Origin of the sequence: Mesorhizobium sp. M0058 (assembly GCF_040323095.1) — a bacterium.
GTDB lineage: Bacteria > Pseudomonadota > Alphaproteobacteria > Rhizobiales > Rhizobiaceae > Mesorhizobium.
Genome location: NZ_JAMYUQ010000018.1, coordinates 44,459 through 57,774 on the forward strand (window position 1 = coordinate 44,459; position 13,316 = coordinate 57,774).

At 62.1% G+C, this 13,316-nt stretch carries 12 protein-coding genes; 4 read left to right on the forward strand and 8 right to left on the reverse strand.

All coding sequences use genetic code 11. The features are described from left to right. Positions 1–19: 19 nt before the first annotated feature. The 7 genes from NKJ75_RS26980 to NKJ75_RS27010 form a co-directional block, all read right to left on the reverse strand. Positions 20–460, reverse strand: coding sequence for a hypothetical protein (locus NKJ75_RS26980; protein WP_023728570.1), 441 nt, complete (start codon positions 458–460; stop codon positions 20–22). Then, positions 457–1,545, reverse strand: a complete 1,089-nt coding sequence (locus tag NKJ75_RS26985) for an ABC transporter ATP-binding protein (RefSeq protein WP_023733630.1) — start codon at positions 1,543–1,545, stop codon at positions 457–459. Before NKJ75_RS26985 ends, NKJ75_RS26980 begins: the two co-directional genes overlap by 4 nt. A 1-nt stretch (position 1,546) precedes the next feature. After that, a complete protein-coding gene (locus tag NKJ75_RS26990) occupies positions 1,547–2,485 on the reverse strand; it encodes a carbohydrate ABC transporter permease (protein ID WP_023728572.1) in 939 nt (312 codons plus the stop codon). Between the two features lie 3 nt (positions 2,486–2,488). After that, positions 2,489–3,550: a carbohydrate ABC transporter permease gene (locus tag NKJ75_RS26995; protein WP_023835039.1), complete on the reverse strand. Its 1,062-nt coding sequence runs from the start codon at positions 3,548–3,550 to the stop codon at positions 2,489–2,491. An 80-nt stretch (positions 3,551–3,630) separates the two neighbouring features. After that, entirely contained in the window at positions 3,631–5,064 is a 1,434-nt protein-coding gene (locus NKJ75_RS27000) for an ABC transporter substrate-binding protein (protein WP_023728574.1), read from the reverse strand. Positions 5,065–5,110: 46 nt separating this feature from the next. Continuing rightward, positions 5,111–6,223, reverse strand: a complete 1,113-nt coding sequence (locus NKJ75_RS27005) for an ABC transporter ATP-binding protein (protein WP_027048959.1) — start codon at positions 6,221–6,223, stop codon at positions 5,111–5,113. A gap of 302 nt (positions 6,224–6,525) precedes the next feature. Further along, the gene (locus NKJ75_RS27010; protein WP_023704248.1) at positions 6,526–7,209 is read right to left on the reverse strand and encodes a TetR/AcrR family transcriptional regulator; all 684 of its coding nucleotides are present in this window, start codon (positions 7,207–7,209) and stop codon (positions 6,526–6,528) included. A gap of 111 nt (positions 7,210–7,320) precedes the next feature. On the opposite strand from NKJ75_RS27010, the gene NKJ75_RS27015 reads away from it, so the two are divergent. Genes NKJ75_RS27015 through NKJ75_RS27025 form a run of 3 tightly spaced genes read left to right on the forward strand, consistent with a single transcriptional unit; the run spans position 7,321 to position 9,803 of the window. After that, positions 7,321–8,514 (forward strand): Tm-1-like ATP-binding domain-containing protein, encoded by a 1,194-nt coding sequence (locus NKJ75_RS27015; RefSeq protein WP_023726425.1) that lies wholly within the window; start codon positions 7,321–7,323, stop codon positions 8,512–8,514. 13 nt (positions 8,515–8,527) lie between these two features. Continuing rightward, complete coding sequence (locus tag NKJ75_RS27020; RefSeq protein ID WP_023726424.1) at positions 8,528–9,382, forward strand: phosphoenolpyruvate hydrolase family protein; 855 nt, start codon at positions 8,528–8,530, stop codon at positions 9,380–9,382. Between the two features lie 4 nt (positions 9,383–9,386). Next, positions 9,387–9,803: a cupin domain-containing protein gene (locus NKJ75_RS27025; RefSeq protein WP_023698983.1), complete on the forward strand. Its 417-nt coding sequence runs from the start codon at positions 9,387–9,389 to the stop codon at positions 9,801–9,803. A gap of 171 nt (positions 9,804–9,974) precedes the next feature. On the opposite strand, the gene NKJ75_RS27030 is transcribed toward NKJ75_RS27025, so the two are convergent. Further along, on the reverse strand, positions 9,975–11,165 hold the full coding sequence (locus NKJ75_RS27030) for a M24 family metallopeptidase (protein WP_023835042.1): 1,191 nt from the start codon (positions 11,163–11,165) through the stop codon (positions 9,975–9,977). Positions 11,166–11,529: 364 nt separating this feature from the next. On the opposite strand from NKJ75_RS27030, the gene NKJ75_RS27035 reads away from it, so the two are divergent. Beyond that, positions 11,530–13,134, forward strand: coding sequence for an ABC transporter substrate-binding protein (locus NKJ75_RS27035; RefSeq protein WP_081726211.1), 1,605 nt, complete (start codon positions 11,530–11,532; stop codon positions 13,132–13,134). The last annotated feature ends 182 nt before the right edge of the window (positions 13,135–13,316 follow it).

The following is a 13,316-nucleotide window of genomic DNA, read 5'->3' on the forward strand; positions in this document are numbered from 1 at the left end:
GGATAGCGTCAGCTGCTGATCATCGCGCTGTCTTGTTGAGAGCGGTGACGATCAGCGCGAGAATCACCGCCGCGGCGGCGATTTCCCACACGAAAGCCTGCTTGTAGAAAGGCGGCGTGGCGAGCTGCGCCTTGCCGGCGAGAGTGTTGGGGTCCGGTGGATTGAGGAAGAAGACGCCGTAGAGATGCGCCGCCGTGATCGATACCAGCAGCGCAATGCAGAAGACCAGCGCCACGACCAGCGCTACGGTCACCACACTGCGCACCTTGACGCCCGGCTGGGCCAACGGCAGCAGGTTGTTGATGAGCCCGGCAAGCACCACGAGACCGCTGCCGACCGCGTACAGGCCGATGGAAAAGGGTTGAAAGATCAGCACCAGCGCCAAGACGCCGAGGCCAATGATGAAGAGCTCGAGGCGGAACGCGCCGGCGCGGCTCATGCCGGAAGAACTGTCGCTCATGACCGCACCGCCTTTCCGGCGCCATCGAAGACATGGGTTTGCCTGGGATCGGGGCGTAGATTCAGCGCCTCGCCGACCTTGACCCACTGGCTTCTCGTCACCACGACGCGGATGTCGGCGCCTGCCGCCGTGCGGGCATGAATAAGGGTTTCGGCGCCCATGGGCTCGATGAGCTCGGCTCTGGCGGAGATGGTGCCACGGTCCCCCGTATCGGTCACGGTGAAAGCACGGGGGCGGACACCGATCGTCACCTTGCCGGGCTGCAGGCGCGCGACCGCCGCGTCCGTGCGGATCGCCAGACTAATGCCGGCAACGGTCATGTCCGCCGTGCCATCGGCGAAGGCCTTGAGGTCGGCCTCGAGAAGATTCATCTGCGGCGTGCCGATGAAGCTCGCCACGAAAGCATTGGCGGGCTTGGCAAATACCTCGTGCGGTGAGCCGACTTGCTCGATCAGGCCGTCCTTCATGATGGCGATGCGGTTGGCCATGGTGAGCGCTTCGAGCTGGTCATGGGTCACGATCACGGTCGCTTTGGAGAGGCCCTGCAGCACTTCCTTGATCTGGCCACGCATGGTTTGGCGCAGTTCGACATCGAGACGCGACAAGGGCTCGTCGAAGAGGAAGCAATTGGGGTCGCGGACGATGGCGCGGGCCATGGCGGCGCGCTGCTTTTCGCCCTCGGATATCTGGTTCGGCAGCCGGTCGAGAACGTGCTCCAAGTGAAGGATCGCGGCGACGCGGTTGACGCGGGCAGTCCGCTCAGCCCCGGAAATGCCGTCATGATAGAGCGGGAAGGCGATGTTCTCGGCGATCGATGCCGACGGGTAGAGCGCGTAGAACTGGAACACCATGGCGATGTCGCGCTTTTCGGGCGGCAGTTTGTTCATCACCTTGCCGGCGACGACGACCTCGCCGTCAGTGACGCTTTCCAGCCCGGCGATGACGCGTAAGGTCGTCGTCTTGCCACAGCCGGACGGGCCGAGAAGGCAGACGACCTCACCGGCGGCCACCGACAGGTCAACGTCCTTGACCGCGGTGAAGGAGCCGAAGCGCTTGGTGACTTTGCGGAGTTCGATGGTTGACATCTCAGCGCTTCACCGTGCCGAAGGTAACACCGCGCAACAGATGGTTTTGCAAGAAGAAGGTGACCAGGAAGACTGGGACGAGGAACAGGGTTTCGATGGCGGCAAGCAAAGTCCAGTCGGTGCCGCGTCCACCCGACGACACGGCCTGGTTCATGGCGACCGGGACCGTCCTCGTGTCAGGCCCCGAGAGCAAGAGGGCGAAGAGGAACTCGTTCCAGGTGAGGATCAGGCCGAACACGAACGTGGCGGCGAGCCCGGCAATGACCTGGGGCAGGCAAATCTTGAAGAACACCCGCATTCCGGACGATCCGTCGAGGCGGGCGGCATCCTCGACGTCTGGCGACAATTCATCGAAGAAGCTCTTCATCATCCAGATGGTGAAGGCCAAGTTGAAGGCGGTGTAGAGCATGATGATGCCGAGATACGAGCCCGACAGGCCCACTACGCGGAACATCAGGATCACCGGAATGATCACCACAATCGCCGGCAGCATGCGCGTGGTCAGGATGATGAACAGGTAGGTGTCATTGCCTTTCAGCGGATAGCGCGAGAAGCCGAAGGCCGCCAGGGTGCCGATGACCAGCGCCAGCAGCACCGAAGCCGAGGCGATGAAGATCGAGTTGAAGAAATAACGGTCGAATCCTGTCGCTTCCGGGGCACCGCCCGACGTCATCGAGCGAGAAAAGACGGACCCAAAATTTTCGAGCGTGGGCTTGAACACAAAATGATCCGGAATCAAGCCGAACAGCGACGTGGGCGACAGCGTCGGAGGCACCAGAAGCGCGTCGCCCTGCGGTTTGAAGGCGGTGAATATGATGAACAGCACCGGCAGAAAATAGATAAAGGCGACGACGGCCACGGCGAGCGTCCGCCCCCAGCCGGCCTCGTCTACTCCGCTGGCCCTGCGGAAGCCGAGCTTTCCCAATATCGATTCGGTCACGGGTTAGGCTCCCTGCGTACGGCGGTTTGCGAGGTACAGGTAGAGGTTGGTGAGAACGATCACCATGAACAGCATCAGATAGGAGATCGACGCGCCCTCACTCGTCTTGTTCTGCTCGTTGGCGATGCGGATCAAGTGATAGGAGATCGTCAGCGTGTCGTTGCCGCCCTTGGTGAGGAGGATGACGAGATCCGCCAGCTTGAATGCCTCGATGGTGCGGAAGAGAAGGGCCAACATCAGAAGGCCGCGGATGTAGGGGAAGGTGATCATCCAGAATTGCCGCCAGCTGGAAATACGGTCGATGGCAGCGGCCTCGTAAAGGTATTTCGGCACCGAGACGAGGCCCGCCAGCACAAGGAGCATGACGAAGGGCGACCACATCCATGCGTCGGCGAAAACGATTCCCGCCACGGCACCGACTTTGTTGCTCATCAGGATGAACTGGTTGCCGGAGATGGAATTGATGACGTAGCTGAGAATCCCGAATGTCGGGTCATAGTAGTAGGTGAAGAACACGCCAGAGGCGACAACCGAAAGCATCATCGGTGTCAGCACCAGGATCAACAAATACTTGCGCAGCGGAAATTGCTTGGCGAACAGGATGGCCAGCAGAAAGCCGACGATCATCTGCGCGGAGACGGTGAACACGACGAACATGGCGGTGTTGATCAGCGCGCCCCAAGTCGCGTGAGCAGCGAGATCGTTGGTAAGGATCCGGATGTAGTTCCCAAGTCCGACGAAGCGGATCGTCTGCTGGTTTGCCTGGTAGGCGAAGAACGAAAGGCCCAGCGACCACAGCAGGGGGAAGATATTCATCACAAACAGAACGGCGATTGCCGGAGCGACCAGCAAGGCGCCGAAGTAGTGGCGGCGATACGCGTTGACGGTAAATGCGGCCGCGACCAACGCCACCGCGGCGCCCACCACCCAGAAGGAGACAGCCGCAGGCAAGCCCGCCATTGATATGGCCGACACGACGACAGCGACAGCGATGGCGAGTTTCCAGTTGTGGGCAACAACCGCGGTAAGGCGTGGTGTCAGCAGCGTGCTTGAAACAGCGGTCATGGGAGTCCGAAATATGGAGCGCCTGAAGTGGCAATGACGGGGAGCGGCTTTTGCCCGCTCCCCGCAGCTATGTCGGAAGGTTACTGGATAAGACCATCGTTCTTCAGGAGGTCCTCCTGGAACTTGGCGATGTTATCCAAGGTGGTCTTGGCGTCCTGCTTGCCAGTGATGGCTAGGTCGTACTGGTCCTGCTGCTGGGTGAGCAGTTCGAAGAACTGCGGCACGTGCCACATGTCCTTCTGCCAGTCGAGCGAGTTCGCCCAGGCGCGGTCCCACGGACGATAGGTCACATACTTCGGATCGCTGTAGACCGACTTGATCGCGGACTGGCCGCCGCCGGCGGCGAACTGGTGCTGGATATCAGGCGAGAGCCACCACTTCACGAAGCCAACCGCTTCCTTGATTTGCTCAGGCGTCGTCCAGGTGGTGAGAACGAAAGGCTGTCCGCCGATCTGTGACGTACGATTCACCTTGCCGTCGGCACCGCGCAGGCCTGGCGCCAATCCGAACACCAGCTTGTCGGCAACCTTCGACGTCTTGGGATCGAGCGAGGCTTCGGCGAGACCGATCCAGTCGATGTTCATGGCCACCTTGCCTTCACGGAACAACTGGTCCGAGACGAAGATGTCCATGGTGCCGGTCTTGACCACCGGCGGCATGAACTTCAGCAATTTGAGGAAATGCTCCATGCCCTCGATGGACTTCGGGGAGTTTACGACGCCTTCGGCATGTCCGGTCGGGGCCTTGGTTTCATCCCAGATGCCGCCGCCATGCTCCCAGACGAACGTGTGGACCGAGCTCGTCGAGAAGTCGTAGCCTTTGCCTGCCTGATAGGCGATGCCATAGAAATCGTCATCCAGCACCTGGCCGGCGAGCTTGTCGCCCTTCTTGCGCTGGAAGAATTCGCCAACATGCTCGAACGTGTTCCAGTCCATGGCGTCGATTTCTTCGCCGGTGCAGGGCAGCTTCTCATTGTACTTCGCCTTGTAGGCGGCCTGCTCGTCGTTGTTGCAGAGCACGTCCTTGCGGCCGTAGGTGACCAGCACGTCCGGGAACTGCGGGAAGCCGTAGTAGTTCGGCGTGCTGTTGGGATAGGTCGAGTAGGCGTTGAGCACGGCGGGATGCATCGACTCCATCGTCGCCTTGAGTTCCGGGTCGGCATCGATGAGATCGTTGATCTTGCGGAAGTAGCCGCCTTCGACGAAGGCGCCCAGCCACTGCGAGTCCGACACGATGAAGTTGTACTTCTTTTCGCCCGAGGTCAACGAGGCGTTGACGCGGGTGTAGAAATCCGGCCACGGAATGAAGTCCACATCGAGCTTCACAGTATTGCCAGACTTCGGCTTGTACTGCTCGTCGAAGAACTTCTTCATAATGCGGGTCGGGGGCCAATCCGGCACCGCCATCGTCAACGTCACTTCTTCGGCAGAGGCATAGGTCACGCCTCCCACCAGTAGTGTGGCAGCGAAGCTTGCGGCTGTCGCTAGCCCTTTCAGTTTGGTCATCGCCGTCATTCGCGTTTCCTCCCTTGGTTAACCGGATTGCTTCTCGCCTTTCGAGTCAGGTCATTGCCTGGCCGCTCGCGGCGCGGAAGACGTGGATTTTCCTGTTATCGATGGCGATCGATGCCGAATCGCCGGTCCTGATGCTGGCGGCGATCGCTTCCGGCAGCACCATGCGCAACATCTCGCCGCCGGCCTCGACCGAGACGATCGTTATGTCGCCGAGCGGTTCGACCAGATGCACCTTCGAGGCAACCCCGGCTTCGCCCTTGGCGGCGAGCCGAATGTCGCTCGGGCGAATGCCGATCAGCGCGGCCTCGTTGGCATCGGCAGTCTTTGGCGCCGTCGCCGGAACCAGAGTCCCGAGCGGCGTGTCGAAAGATCTGGTGTCGGCGCGCACCGAGGCCGTGAACAGATTCATGTGCGGCGAGCCGATCTTGCTGGCGACATAGGTATCGATCGGCTGCTCGTAAAGCTCGTCTGGCGTGCCGATCTGGACGATGCCCCCATCGCGCATGACGGCGATCGTCTCGCCCATCGAGAGAGCCTCGATCTCGTCGGGCGTGGCATAGATCACGGTCATGCCGAACTGGCGGTGCAGCCGCTTCAGCTCGGCGCGCGTCTCGTGCCGGAGCTTGGCGTCGAGATTGGTGAGCGGCTCATCGAGCAGAAGAATCTTTGGCCGGCGGATCAGGGAGCGGCCGAGCGCGACGCGCTGCTGCTCTCCGCCGGACAGGGTTGCCGGCTTGGCCTTCAGGCGGTGTGTCAGCTTCAGGATCTCGGCGGTCTCTTTCACCCGCTTGTCAATCTCGGCGCGCGCGGCTTTCTCCTCGCGCAGCGGGTAGGCGAGATTGTCATAGACCGTGAGGTGGGGGTAAAGCGCGAAAGACTGGAAGACCATCGAGATGCCTCGGCCGGCGATCGGCGCATGGGCCATGTCGCGGCCGCCGATCTCAAGCGTGCCGGAGTCGGCCTTGACGAGGCCGGCGATAGTGCGCAGCGTCGTCGTCTTGCCAACGGAGCTCGGCCCGAAGAGTACGAAGAAGCGGCCTTCGTCGACGGCGAAGCTCAGGTCGTTGATGGCGCGCACGGATCCATAGGCCTTGCTGAGCCCATCGAGGCGCAGCGCAATCCCCTTGCCGTCACTGGCGCGAGGCGACGTCTGCGTCACGATGCGCCACCTCGTGCGGACGGAACACGCGCCATCCGTATGATTCTCCTCGTCCTGCCGAAATGGACTGCGGCTGTCATTCTCGATCCGCCTTTTCTTTCCTGATCTGGTATTACCAATTTTGGATAGCCGTCAAGCTCTTTCTTGGATCACCACCGGACCTTGTATAACCGGATTTTTCATGTATCCGACTGTTTTCCCTGAATTTTCCTACTCGTTGATATAGGAGAGCCTTGTTTCGGCACTGCCATCCCGGTTAACATCAATAGTGGGCATCCAAATCTGGTCGAACCAGATTGGCGCTATTTCGCCAATGCCGCCGTCGGGGCCGCATCGATTTCAGCCGTTGATTCCGCCACCGCGGCGCGCACAAGGGCGCCCGCCGCCCATTGCGCGACCGACCGCATGCCGCGGCTATCGAGCCCCCATATATCCTTCAGCACGATCAGCACTTCGACGCCGAACATCATCGACAGCGCCTGCGCCAGGCGCTTGAACTCGCGCGGCGGCAGCCGGCCCTTGAGCGGTGCGATGGCATCCTTCAGCAGCTGGACGCGATGTCCGCGCGTGAATTGCGGCTCGCCGCCCAGCGTGCCCGCCTGCCGCTGCGCCCATTGGTCGAGCGACAGTTTCAGCGCTGCCTTGAAAGTTGCCTCGAAAGCTTCGATGCGCGGCATGGCGGTATCGAACAATTCGGCAACGCGCCGCCCGGCATCGGTGGACGTCGATTGCCAGGTCAGGATCGGCCCAAGCCCCTCGTCAACCACCGCCTGCACCAGGGCTGCCTGGCTGGGGAAATAGCGATAGGCGGTGGCGCGCGACACTTGCGCCGCCTCCGCGACTTCGCTGACCGACGGGGTGACGCCCGCCTGCATCAGCCGCGTCGCCGTCTTCAGCATCAGCCGTTTTGTGCGGGCCCGTGGGCCGCGTTCTGCAGCCTCGTTGGCGTCGTCGTTCCCAGCGGCTTGTTGACGTGAGACTTCCATGTCAATACGATACGCGCGTCTCAAAAAATTGCAATGACCTTTGCCCACCGAAAGGCCGGCAAAGGGCGACAGGCGGCCCGGCGCCGGTCGGCCGGTGACGGGAGAAACGCGATGAAGCGCATCTACGTGGTGGGCACAGCCGACACCAAGGGCGAGGAACTTGCCTTCCTGGCCGATGCTATTGCCGCCACCGGCAGTTCGGTTGCCCGCGTCGACATCGGAACGCGCGGTGCCACGGTGCCGGTCGATATCCCGGCCAGCGAGGTCGCGGCGCATCATCCGGGTGGAGCCAGTGGCGTGCTCGGCATCGATGATCGCGGCACGGCAGTGGCCGGCATGAGCGCCGCCTTCACAAATTTCATTCAGTCGCGCGACGACATATCAGGCGTGATCGGCATTGGCGGCGGCGGCGGCACGTCGATCATCACTGCCGGCATGCGCGCGCTGCCGCTTGGGCTGCCCAAGATCATGGTCTCGACGCTCGCCTCCGGCGACACCGCGCCCTATGTCGACGTCTCCGACATCATCATGATGCCATCGGTCACCGATATGGCGGGACTGAACCGGCTGTCACGCGTCGTGCTGCACAATGCGGCGCAGGCAATCGCCGGCATGGCCGCCAGGCCGGCGCCGACTGCCACCGGCAAGCCGGCACTCGGGCTCACCATGTTCGGCGTCACCACGCCTTGCGTGACCGCCATCGCGGATCAGTTGCGCGCCAACTATGACTGCATGGTTTTCCACGCCACCGGCACCGGCGGCCGCTCGATGGAGAAGCTCGCGGACTCGGGCCTGCTCGCCGGCGTCATCGACATCACCACGACGGAAGTCTGCGACCTGCTGTTCGGCGGCGTGCTGCCGGCGACGGAGGACCGCTTCGGCGCCATCGCCCGCACCAAGCTGCCCTATGTAGGCTCGGTCGGCGCGCTGGACATGGTCAATTTCTGGGCGCCGCCGACCATTCCCGAGAAGTTTAGGGGCCGGCTGTTTTACGAGCACAATCCCAACGTCACGCTTATGCGCACCACGGCGAATGAATGCCGCGGCATAGGCGAGTGGATCGGCACCAGGCTCGCTCGCTGCGAGGGCCCTGTGCATTTCCTGATCCCCGAAAAAGGCGTCTCGGCACTAGATATCGAGGGCGGCGCCTTCTTCGACCTCGAAGCCGACGCCGTGCTGTTCGATGCCATCGAGCGCACCATCAGGCCGAGCGCCACGCGCCGCGTCACACGCCTGCCGTTGCACATCAACGATCCGGAATTTGCCAAAGCCGCAACCGCGGCCTTCCTCGACATCGCCAGATAGTGAGAGTCAACAAATGCCCGCAATACCGCGCAAGGACATATTGAAGAAGTTCAAGGCGATGATCACCGACGGCGTGCCCATCGTCGGCGGCGGCGCCGGCACCGGCTTGTCGGCGAAGGCCGAGGAAGCCGGCGGCATCGACCTCATCATCATCTACAATTCCGGCCGCTACCGCATGGCCGGGCGCGGCTCGGCTGCCGGCCTGCTCGCCTATGGCAACGCCAACGAGATCGTCAAGGAAATGGCCTACGAGGTGCTGCCGGTGGTCAAAAAGACGCCGGTGCTGGCCGGTGTCAACGGCACCGATCCGTTCGTCATCATGCCGCTGCTGCTTGCCGAGCTGAAGACGATGGGCTTTTCCGGCGTGCAGAATTTCCCGACCATCGGCCTGTTCGATGGCAGCATGCGCCAGAGTTTTGAGGAAACCGGCATGGACTTCGGGCTGGAGGTCGACATGATCGCCGAGGCGCACAAGCTCGATCTTCTGACCACGCCCTATGTCTTCAACCCCGACGAGGCGCGCGCCATGACAAAAGCCGGCGCCGACATCGTCGTTGCCCATATGGGGGTGACGACCGGCGGCTCGATCGGAGCCACGTCGGCCAAGTCGCTCGACGACTGCGTGGTCGAGATCGACGCCATCGCCAACGCGGCGCGATCGGTGCGCAAGGATGTCATCCTGCTTTGCCATGGCGGACCGATCTCCATGCCGGACGACGCGAGATACATCCTCGACCGCTGCAAGGGCCTGCATGGCTTTTATGGCGCGAGTTCGATGGAACGGCTGCCGGCTGAAGCCGCGATCGCCAGGCAGACGGCGGATTTCAAGGCCGTCACGCTGCACGACCAGAAGAAAAAGAAGGGATGAGATCATGACCGACAAGAGCAAGGTGTTCGTATACCCGAAGGACGTGAGCGCCTTCGGCTTTGACTGGGGCAAGCTGTCGCTGACAGTCGCGCCGGAAGTAAATGGCGCGACGCGCTTTTCCGGCGGCGTCGTCGACCTGCCGTCAGGCAAGGGCCACACGCGCCACAACCATCCCGGCGCGGAAGAGATCATCTTCGTCATCTCAGGCAATGGCGAGCAGATGGTGGAGGACGAGGAGGGCAATCCGGTCGTCGCCAAGGTCGGCCCCGGCTGCACCATCTATGTGCCGGAAAGCCGTTTCCATTCGACACTGAACACGGGCGATGGGCCGATGCAGCTCTTCGTCGTCTATTCGCCGGCCGGACCCGAACTGGTGCTGCGGGAGTTGCCGGATTTCAGGTTGATTCCGGCGGGGAAGTAATCGCGAAAGGCCCCCTTCATCCGGCCGCTTCGCGGCCACCTTCTCCCCGAGGGGGAGAAGAGGCAGAAGCCAGCGCCGGCGCAAACTCCTCTCCCCTCGGGGAGAGGTCGGATAGCCCCGAATTGCCCTTCGAAATTCGGATGGCAATCCGGGTGAGGGGGTAGCGCCGAGCTAGGCTATCCCACCTCTATTCCACCCCCGTGCCCGATCCCCAAACATCACATACCCCGCATCCGTCACCGCCAGCGTATCCTCCAGCTTGATGAACCCCCGCGTCGGGTGAAGCATGGTCGTCTCCACCGACAGCACCATGTTCGTCTCCAGCGGCTTGGCCGAATAGGTGCCTTCATAGGTGACCGGGTGGTTGGTCATCAGGAACGGCGCTTCATGGGTGATCAGGCCCATGCCATGGGCGAAGAAATCCGTATAGGGCGCGACCTTCGACGCCTTCAGCACGCCCTCCGCGTGCGAAATCATATCGCCGCCGATGGTGCCTGCCCTCACCTTCGAGAACGCCGCCTGCTGCACCGTCTCGACCTCGGCCAACAGATCTTCCAGCTCGGCATCCGGTTCGCCCAGAATGCCCATGCGGCAGAGATCGCCGATATAGCCGTGATAATTGCCGCCGGAATCGATCGACAGCACCTCGCCCTTTTCCCAAGCCTGCGGTGACGCCGCACGGTTGTGGCTGGAGCCCAGCGTCAGCAGGCAATATTCGAAATGCGCGCCGCGATTGGTCTCCTCGCGCCTGAGCTGCTCGATCATCTCGGCCTTGGTCTTGCCTTCGTGCGCCCACTGGATGGTCGCCAACATGGAATCGGTGATCAGCTCGGAGGCGATGCGCAGCTTTTCCAGCTCGGCGTCCGTCTTGATGGCGCGCATGCGCTCCAGCATATCGGTCGCGTCGATCAGCTTCGCGTCCGGCAGCGCCTTGCGGATCAGCGCATAAGCATCGGACGGCAGGAAGGCCGGCTCGATGCCGATGCGGGCGCCTACCTTGCCGATTTTCGTCACGTGCTCGACCGCAAGATTGGCAGCATCGAGCGTGCCCCAGCAGGCGGCATGCAGCGTCGGCGTCCAGAACGGGTTGTTCTGGTGCTCGGCGCCTTCCATGCGGTTGCCGATATAGGCGGCATGATCGGGCCCACCCTTTTCATAGACGACGACAGGCAGGTAACGGCTATGGCCGATCGCATCCATGGCGGCAAAGAAGATGAACTTGTAGCCGCCGAGCAGATACTGCGTGTTGTGCTTGGACGTCGCGAGCAGAACATCGATGCCGGCCTCTTCCATCAGCCGGTCGACCCTCGCCTGGTCGAACGGGATATTGCTGACGGCGCTCTTGCCCGGGGCAATGTTCATTGTTCTCTCCCTGATTTCCGTGGGATCGCCGATCGTGCAGCGGCCGATCCCTTGGCTTTCGATCAAATCTGCACCATTTCGTTAACTCTGGTCCAGCCAGAAACAGGTTAGATTGCTTCGGCAGGCTGTCACCACTCGTCATTGCTGCACACTAAGGCAATCTGGTCCTACCAGAATACCAGAATGAAAGGGCCACCTCTAAAACTGGTCCAGCGGACGAAAATTTCAAAGCCAAGCAAGGATGCGCCAATTCCGTCTCTGGCGAAACCCTTGGCAAGGGTCATAATCGCCGCGAGGATGCTGGCGGGTGAGGCCAGCTTCGAGGGGTGCGCCCATCTGGTCGCGGAGAGGACGGAGGTTGATCATGTCGGATATTTCCAGACGCACGCTGCTTGGCGGCTCAGCTTTGCTGCTGGCCTCCACCGCCATGCCCACATTCAGCTGGGCGCAGACGCCGAAGAAGGGCGGCCGCCTCGTGCTTGCCGCCGATTCCGAGCCGCGCAACCTCAATCCGGCCATCGTCGCCTCCAACGGCGTCTTCTTCATCTCCAGCAAGATCGTCGAAACGCTGGCCGAAGCCTCGTTCGAAGGCAAGGACGGACTGGAACCCCGCCTTGCGCTCTCCTGGGAAGGTGCTGCCGATGGGCTGTCGGTGACCTTCAAACTGCGCGACGGCGTCAAATGGCATGACGGCGAGCCGTTCACCTCGGCCGACGTCGCCTTCTCCGCGCTGCAGATCTGGAAGCCGCTGCAGAATCTCGGCCGCACCGTGTTCAAGGATCTGGCCAGCGTCGACACCCCTGACGATCTGACCGCCGTCTTCAAATTCGCCAAGCCAACGCCGTTCCAGCTGATCCGCAACGCGCTGCCGGCGCTGTCAAGCGTGGTGCCGAAGCACATCTACGAGGTCGGCAAGATCGAGGACAACCCGGCCAACAATGCACCCATCGGCACCGGGCCGTTCAAGTTCGGCGAATACAAGGCCGGCCAGTATTACAAGCTGACCAGGAATGCGGATTACTGGGCCAAGGACGAGCCGTATCTCGACGAGATCATCTACCAGGTGCTACCCGACCGCACGTCGGCTGCAGCGGCGCTCGAGGCCGAAGAGATCCAGCTCGCCGCCTTCTCCGCCGTGCCCTTGGCCGACCTCGACCGCATCTCCAAGGTGCCGGGCCTGAAGGTGATCTCCAAGGGCTATGAGGGGCTGACCTATCAGCTCGTCGTCGAGATCAACCATCGCCGCAAGGAACTGGCCGACGTGAAGGTCCGCCAGGCGATCGCGCATGCCATCGACAAGGACTTCGTCGTCAAGACGGTGTTCCTCGGCTATGCCGCCACCGCCACCGGCCCGGTGCCGAAGAACGATCCGCAATTCTACACTGCCGACGTGCCGATCTATCCATTCGACGTCGCCAAGGCCAACGCCTTGCTCGACGACGCGGGGTACAAGCGCGCCGATGACGGCAAGCGTTTTGCGCTGAAACTCCTGCCGGCACCCTATTTCAACGAGACGAAGCAGTTCGGCGACTATCTGCGCCAGGCGCTGGCGGCAATCGGCATCGACGCCGTGATCGTCAACAACGACTCGGCCGCGCACATCAAGGCCGTCTACACCGACCACACCTTCGACCTCGCCGTCGGCCCGCCGGTGTTCCGCGGCGACCCGGCGATCTCGACCACCATCCTGGTGCAGAGCGGCATTCCCGACGGCGTGCCGTTCTCCAACCAGGGCGGCTACAAGAACGCCGCGCTCGACGCGCTGATCGCCAAGGCTTCGGAGACGCTGGATACGTCAGCGCGCACCGACCTCTACAAGGAATTCCAGAAACAGGTCGCGGCGGACCTGCCGCTGATCAACGTCGCCGAATGGAGCTTCATCAGCGTCGCGCGCGATACCGTGGGCAACATCGCCAACAACCCGCGATGGGCGGTGTCGAACTGGGCGGACACCTATCTGGAATCGTGACACATTTGCGCGGATGAAAGTTCGCAAAGAAATTGGTGTGAAAGCATGGCGTAGGGCCGCGTTTCATCACACCCCCCTCTGTCCTGCCGGACATCTCCCCCGCAAGGGGGGAGATCAGCAGCTTCGCTGTCGCGTACATTCGGCATCGAAGATTGGCGAAGGCAGAGGCGACATCCAATCTC

Bases quoted from the DNA above. Each gene is read 5' to 3' on its own strand.
- NKJ75_RS26980 (WP_023728570.1), bottom strand. From the start codon at position 460: ATGAGCGACAGTTCTTCCGGCATGAGCCGCGCCGGCGCGTTCCGCCTC.
- NKJ75_RS26985 (WP_023733630.1), bottom strand. From the start codon at position 1,545: ATGTCAACCATCGAACTCCGCAAAGTCACCAAGCGCTTCGGCTCCTTC.
- NKJ75_RS26995 (WP_023835039.1), bottom strand. From the start codon at position 3,550: ATGACCGCTGTTTCAAGCACGCTGCTGACACCACGCCTTACCGCGGTT.
- NKJ75_RS27000 (WP_023728574.1), bottom strand. From the start codon at position 5,064: ATGACGGCGATGACCAAACTGAAAGGGCTAGCGACAGCCGCAAGCTTC.
- NKJ75_RS27010 (WP_023704248.1), bottom strand. From the start codon at position 7,209: ATGGAAGTCTCACGTCAACAAGCCGCTGGGAACGACGACGCCAACGAG.
- NKJ75_RS27015 (WP_023726425.1), top strand. From the start codon at position 7,321: ATGAAGCGCATCTACGTGGTGGGCACAGCCGACACCAAGGGCGAGGAA.
- NKJ75_RS27020 (WP_023726424.1), top strand. From the start codon at position 8,528: ATGCCCGCAATACCGCGCAAGGACATATTGAAGAAGTTCAAGGCGATG.
- NKJ75_RS27025 (WP_023698983.1), top strand. From the start codon at position 9,387: ATGACCGACAAGAGCAAGGTGTTCGTATACCCGAAGGACGTGAGCGCC.
- NKJ75_RS27030 (WP_023835042.1), bottom strand. From the start codon at position 11,165: ATGAACATTGCCCCGGGCAAGAGCGCCGTCAGCAATATCCCGTTCGAC.
- NKJ75_RS27035 (WP_081726211.1), top strand. From the start codon at position 11,530: ATGTCGGATATTTCCAGACGCACGCTGCTTGGCGGCTCAGCTTTGCTG.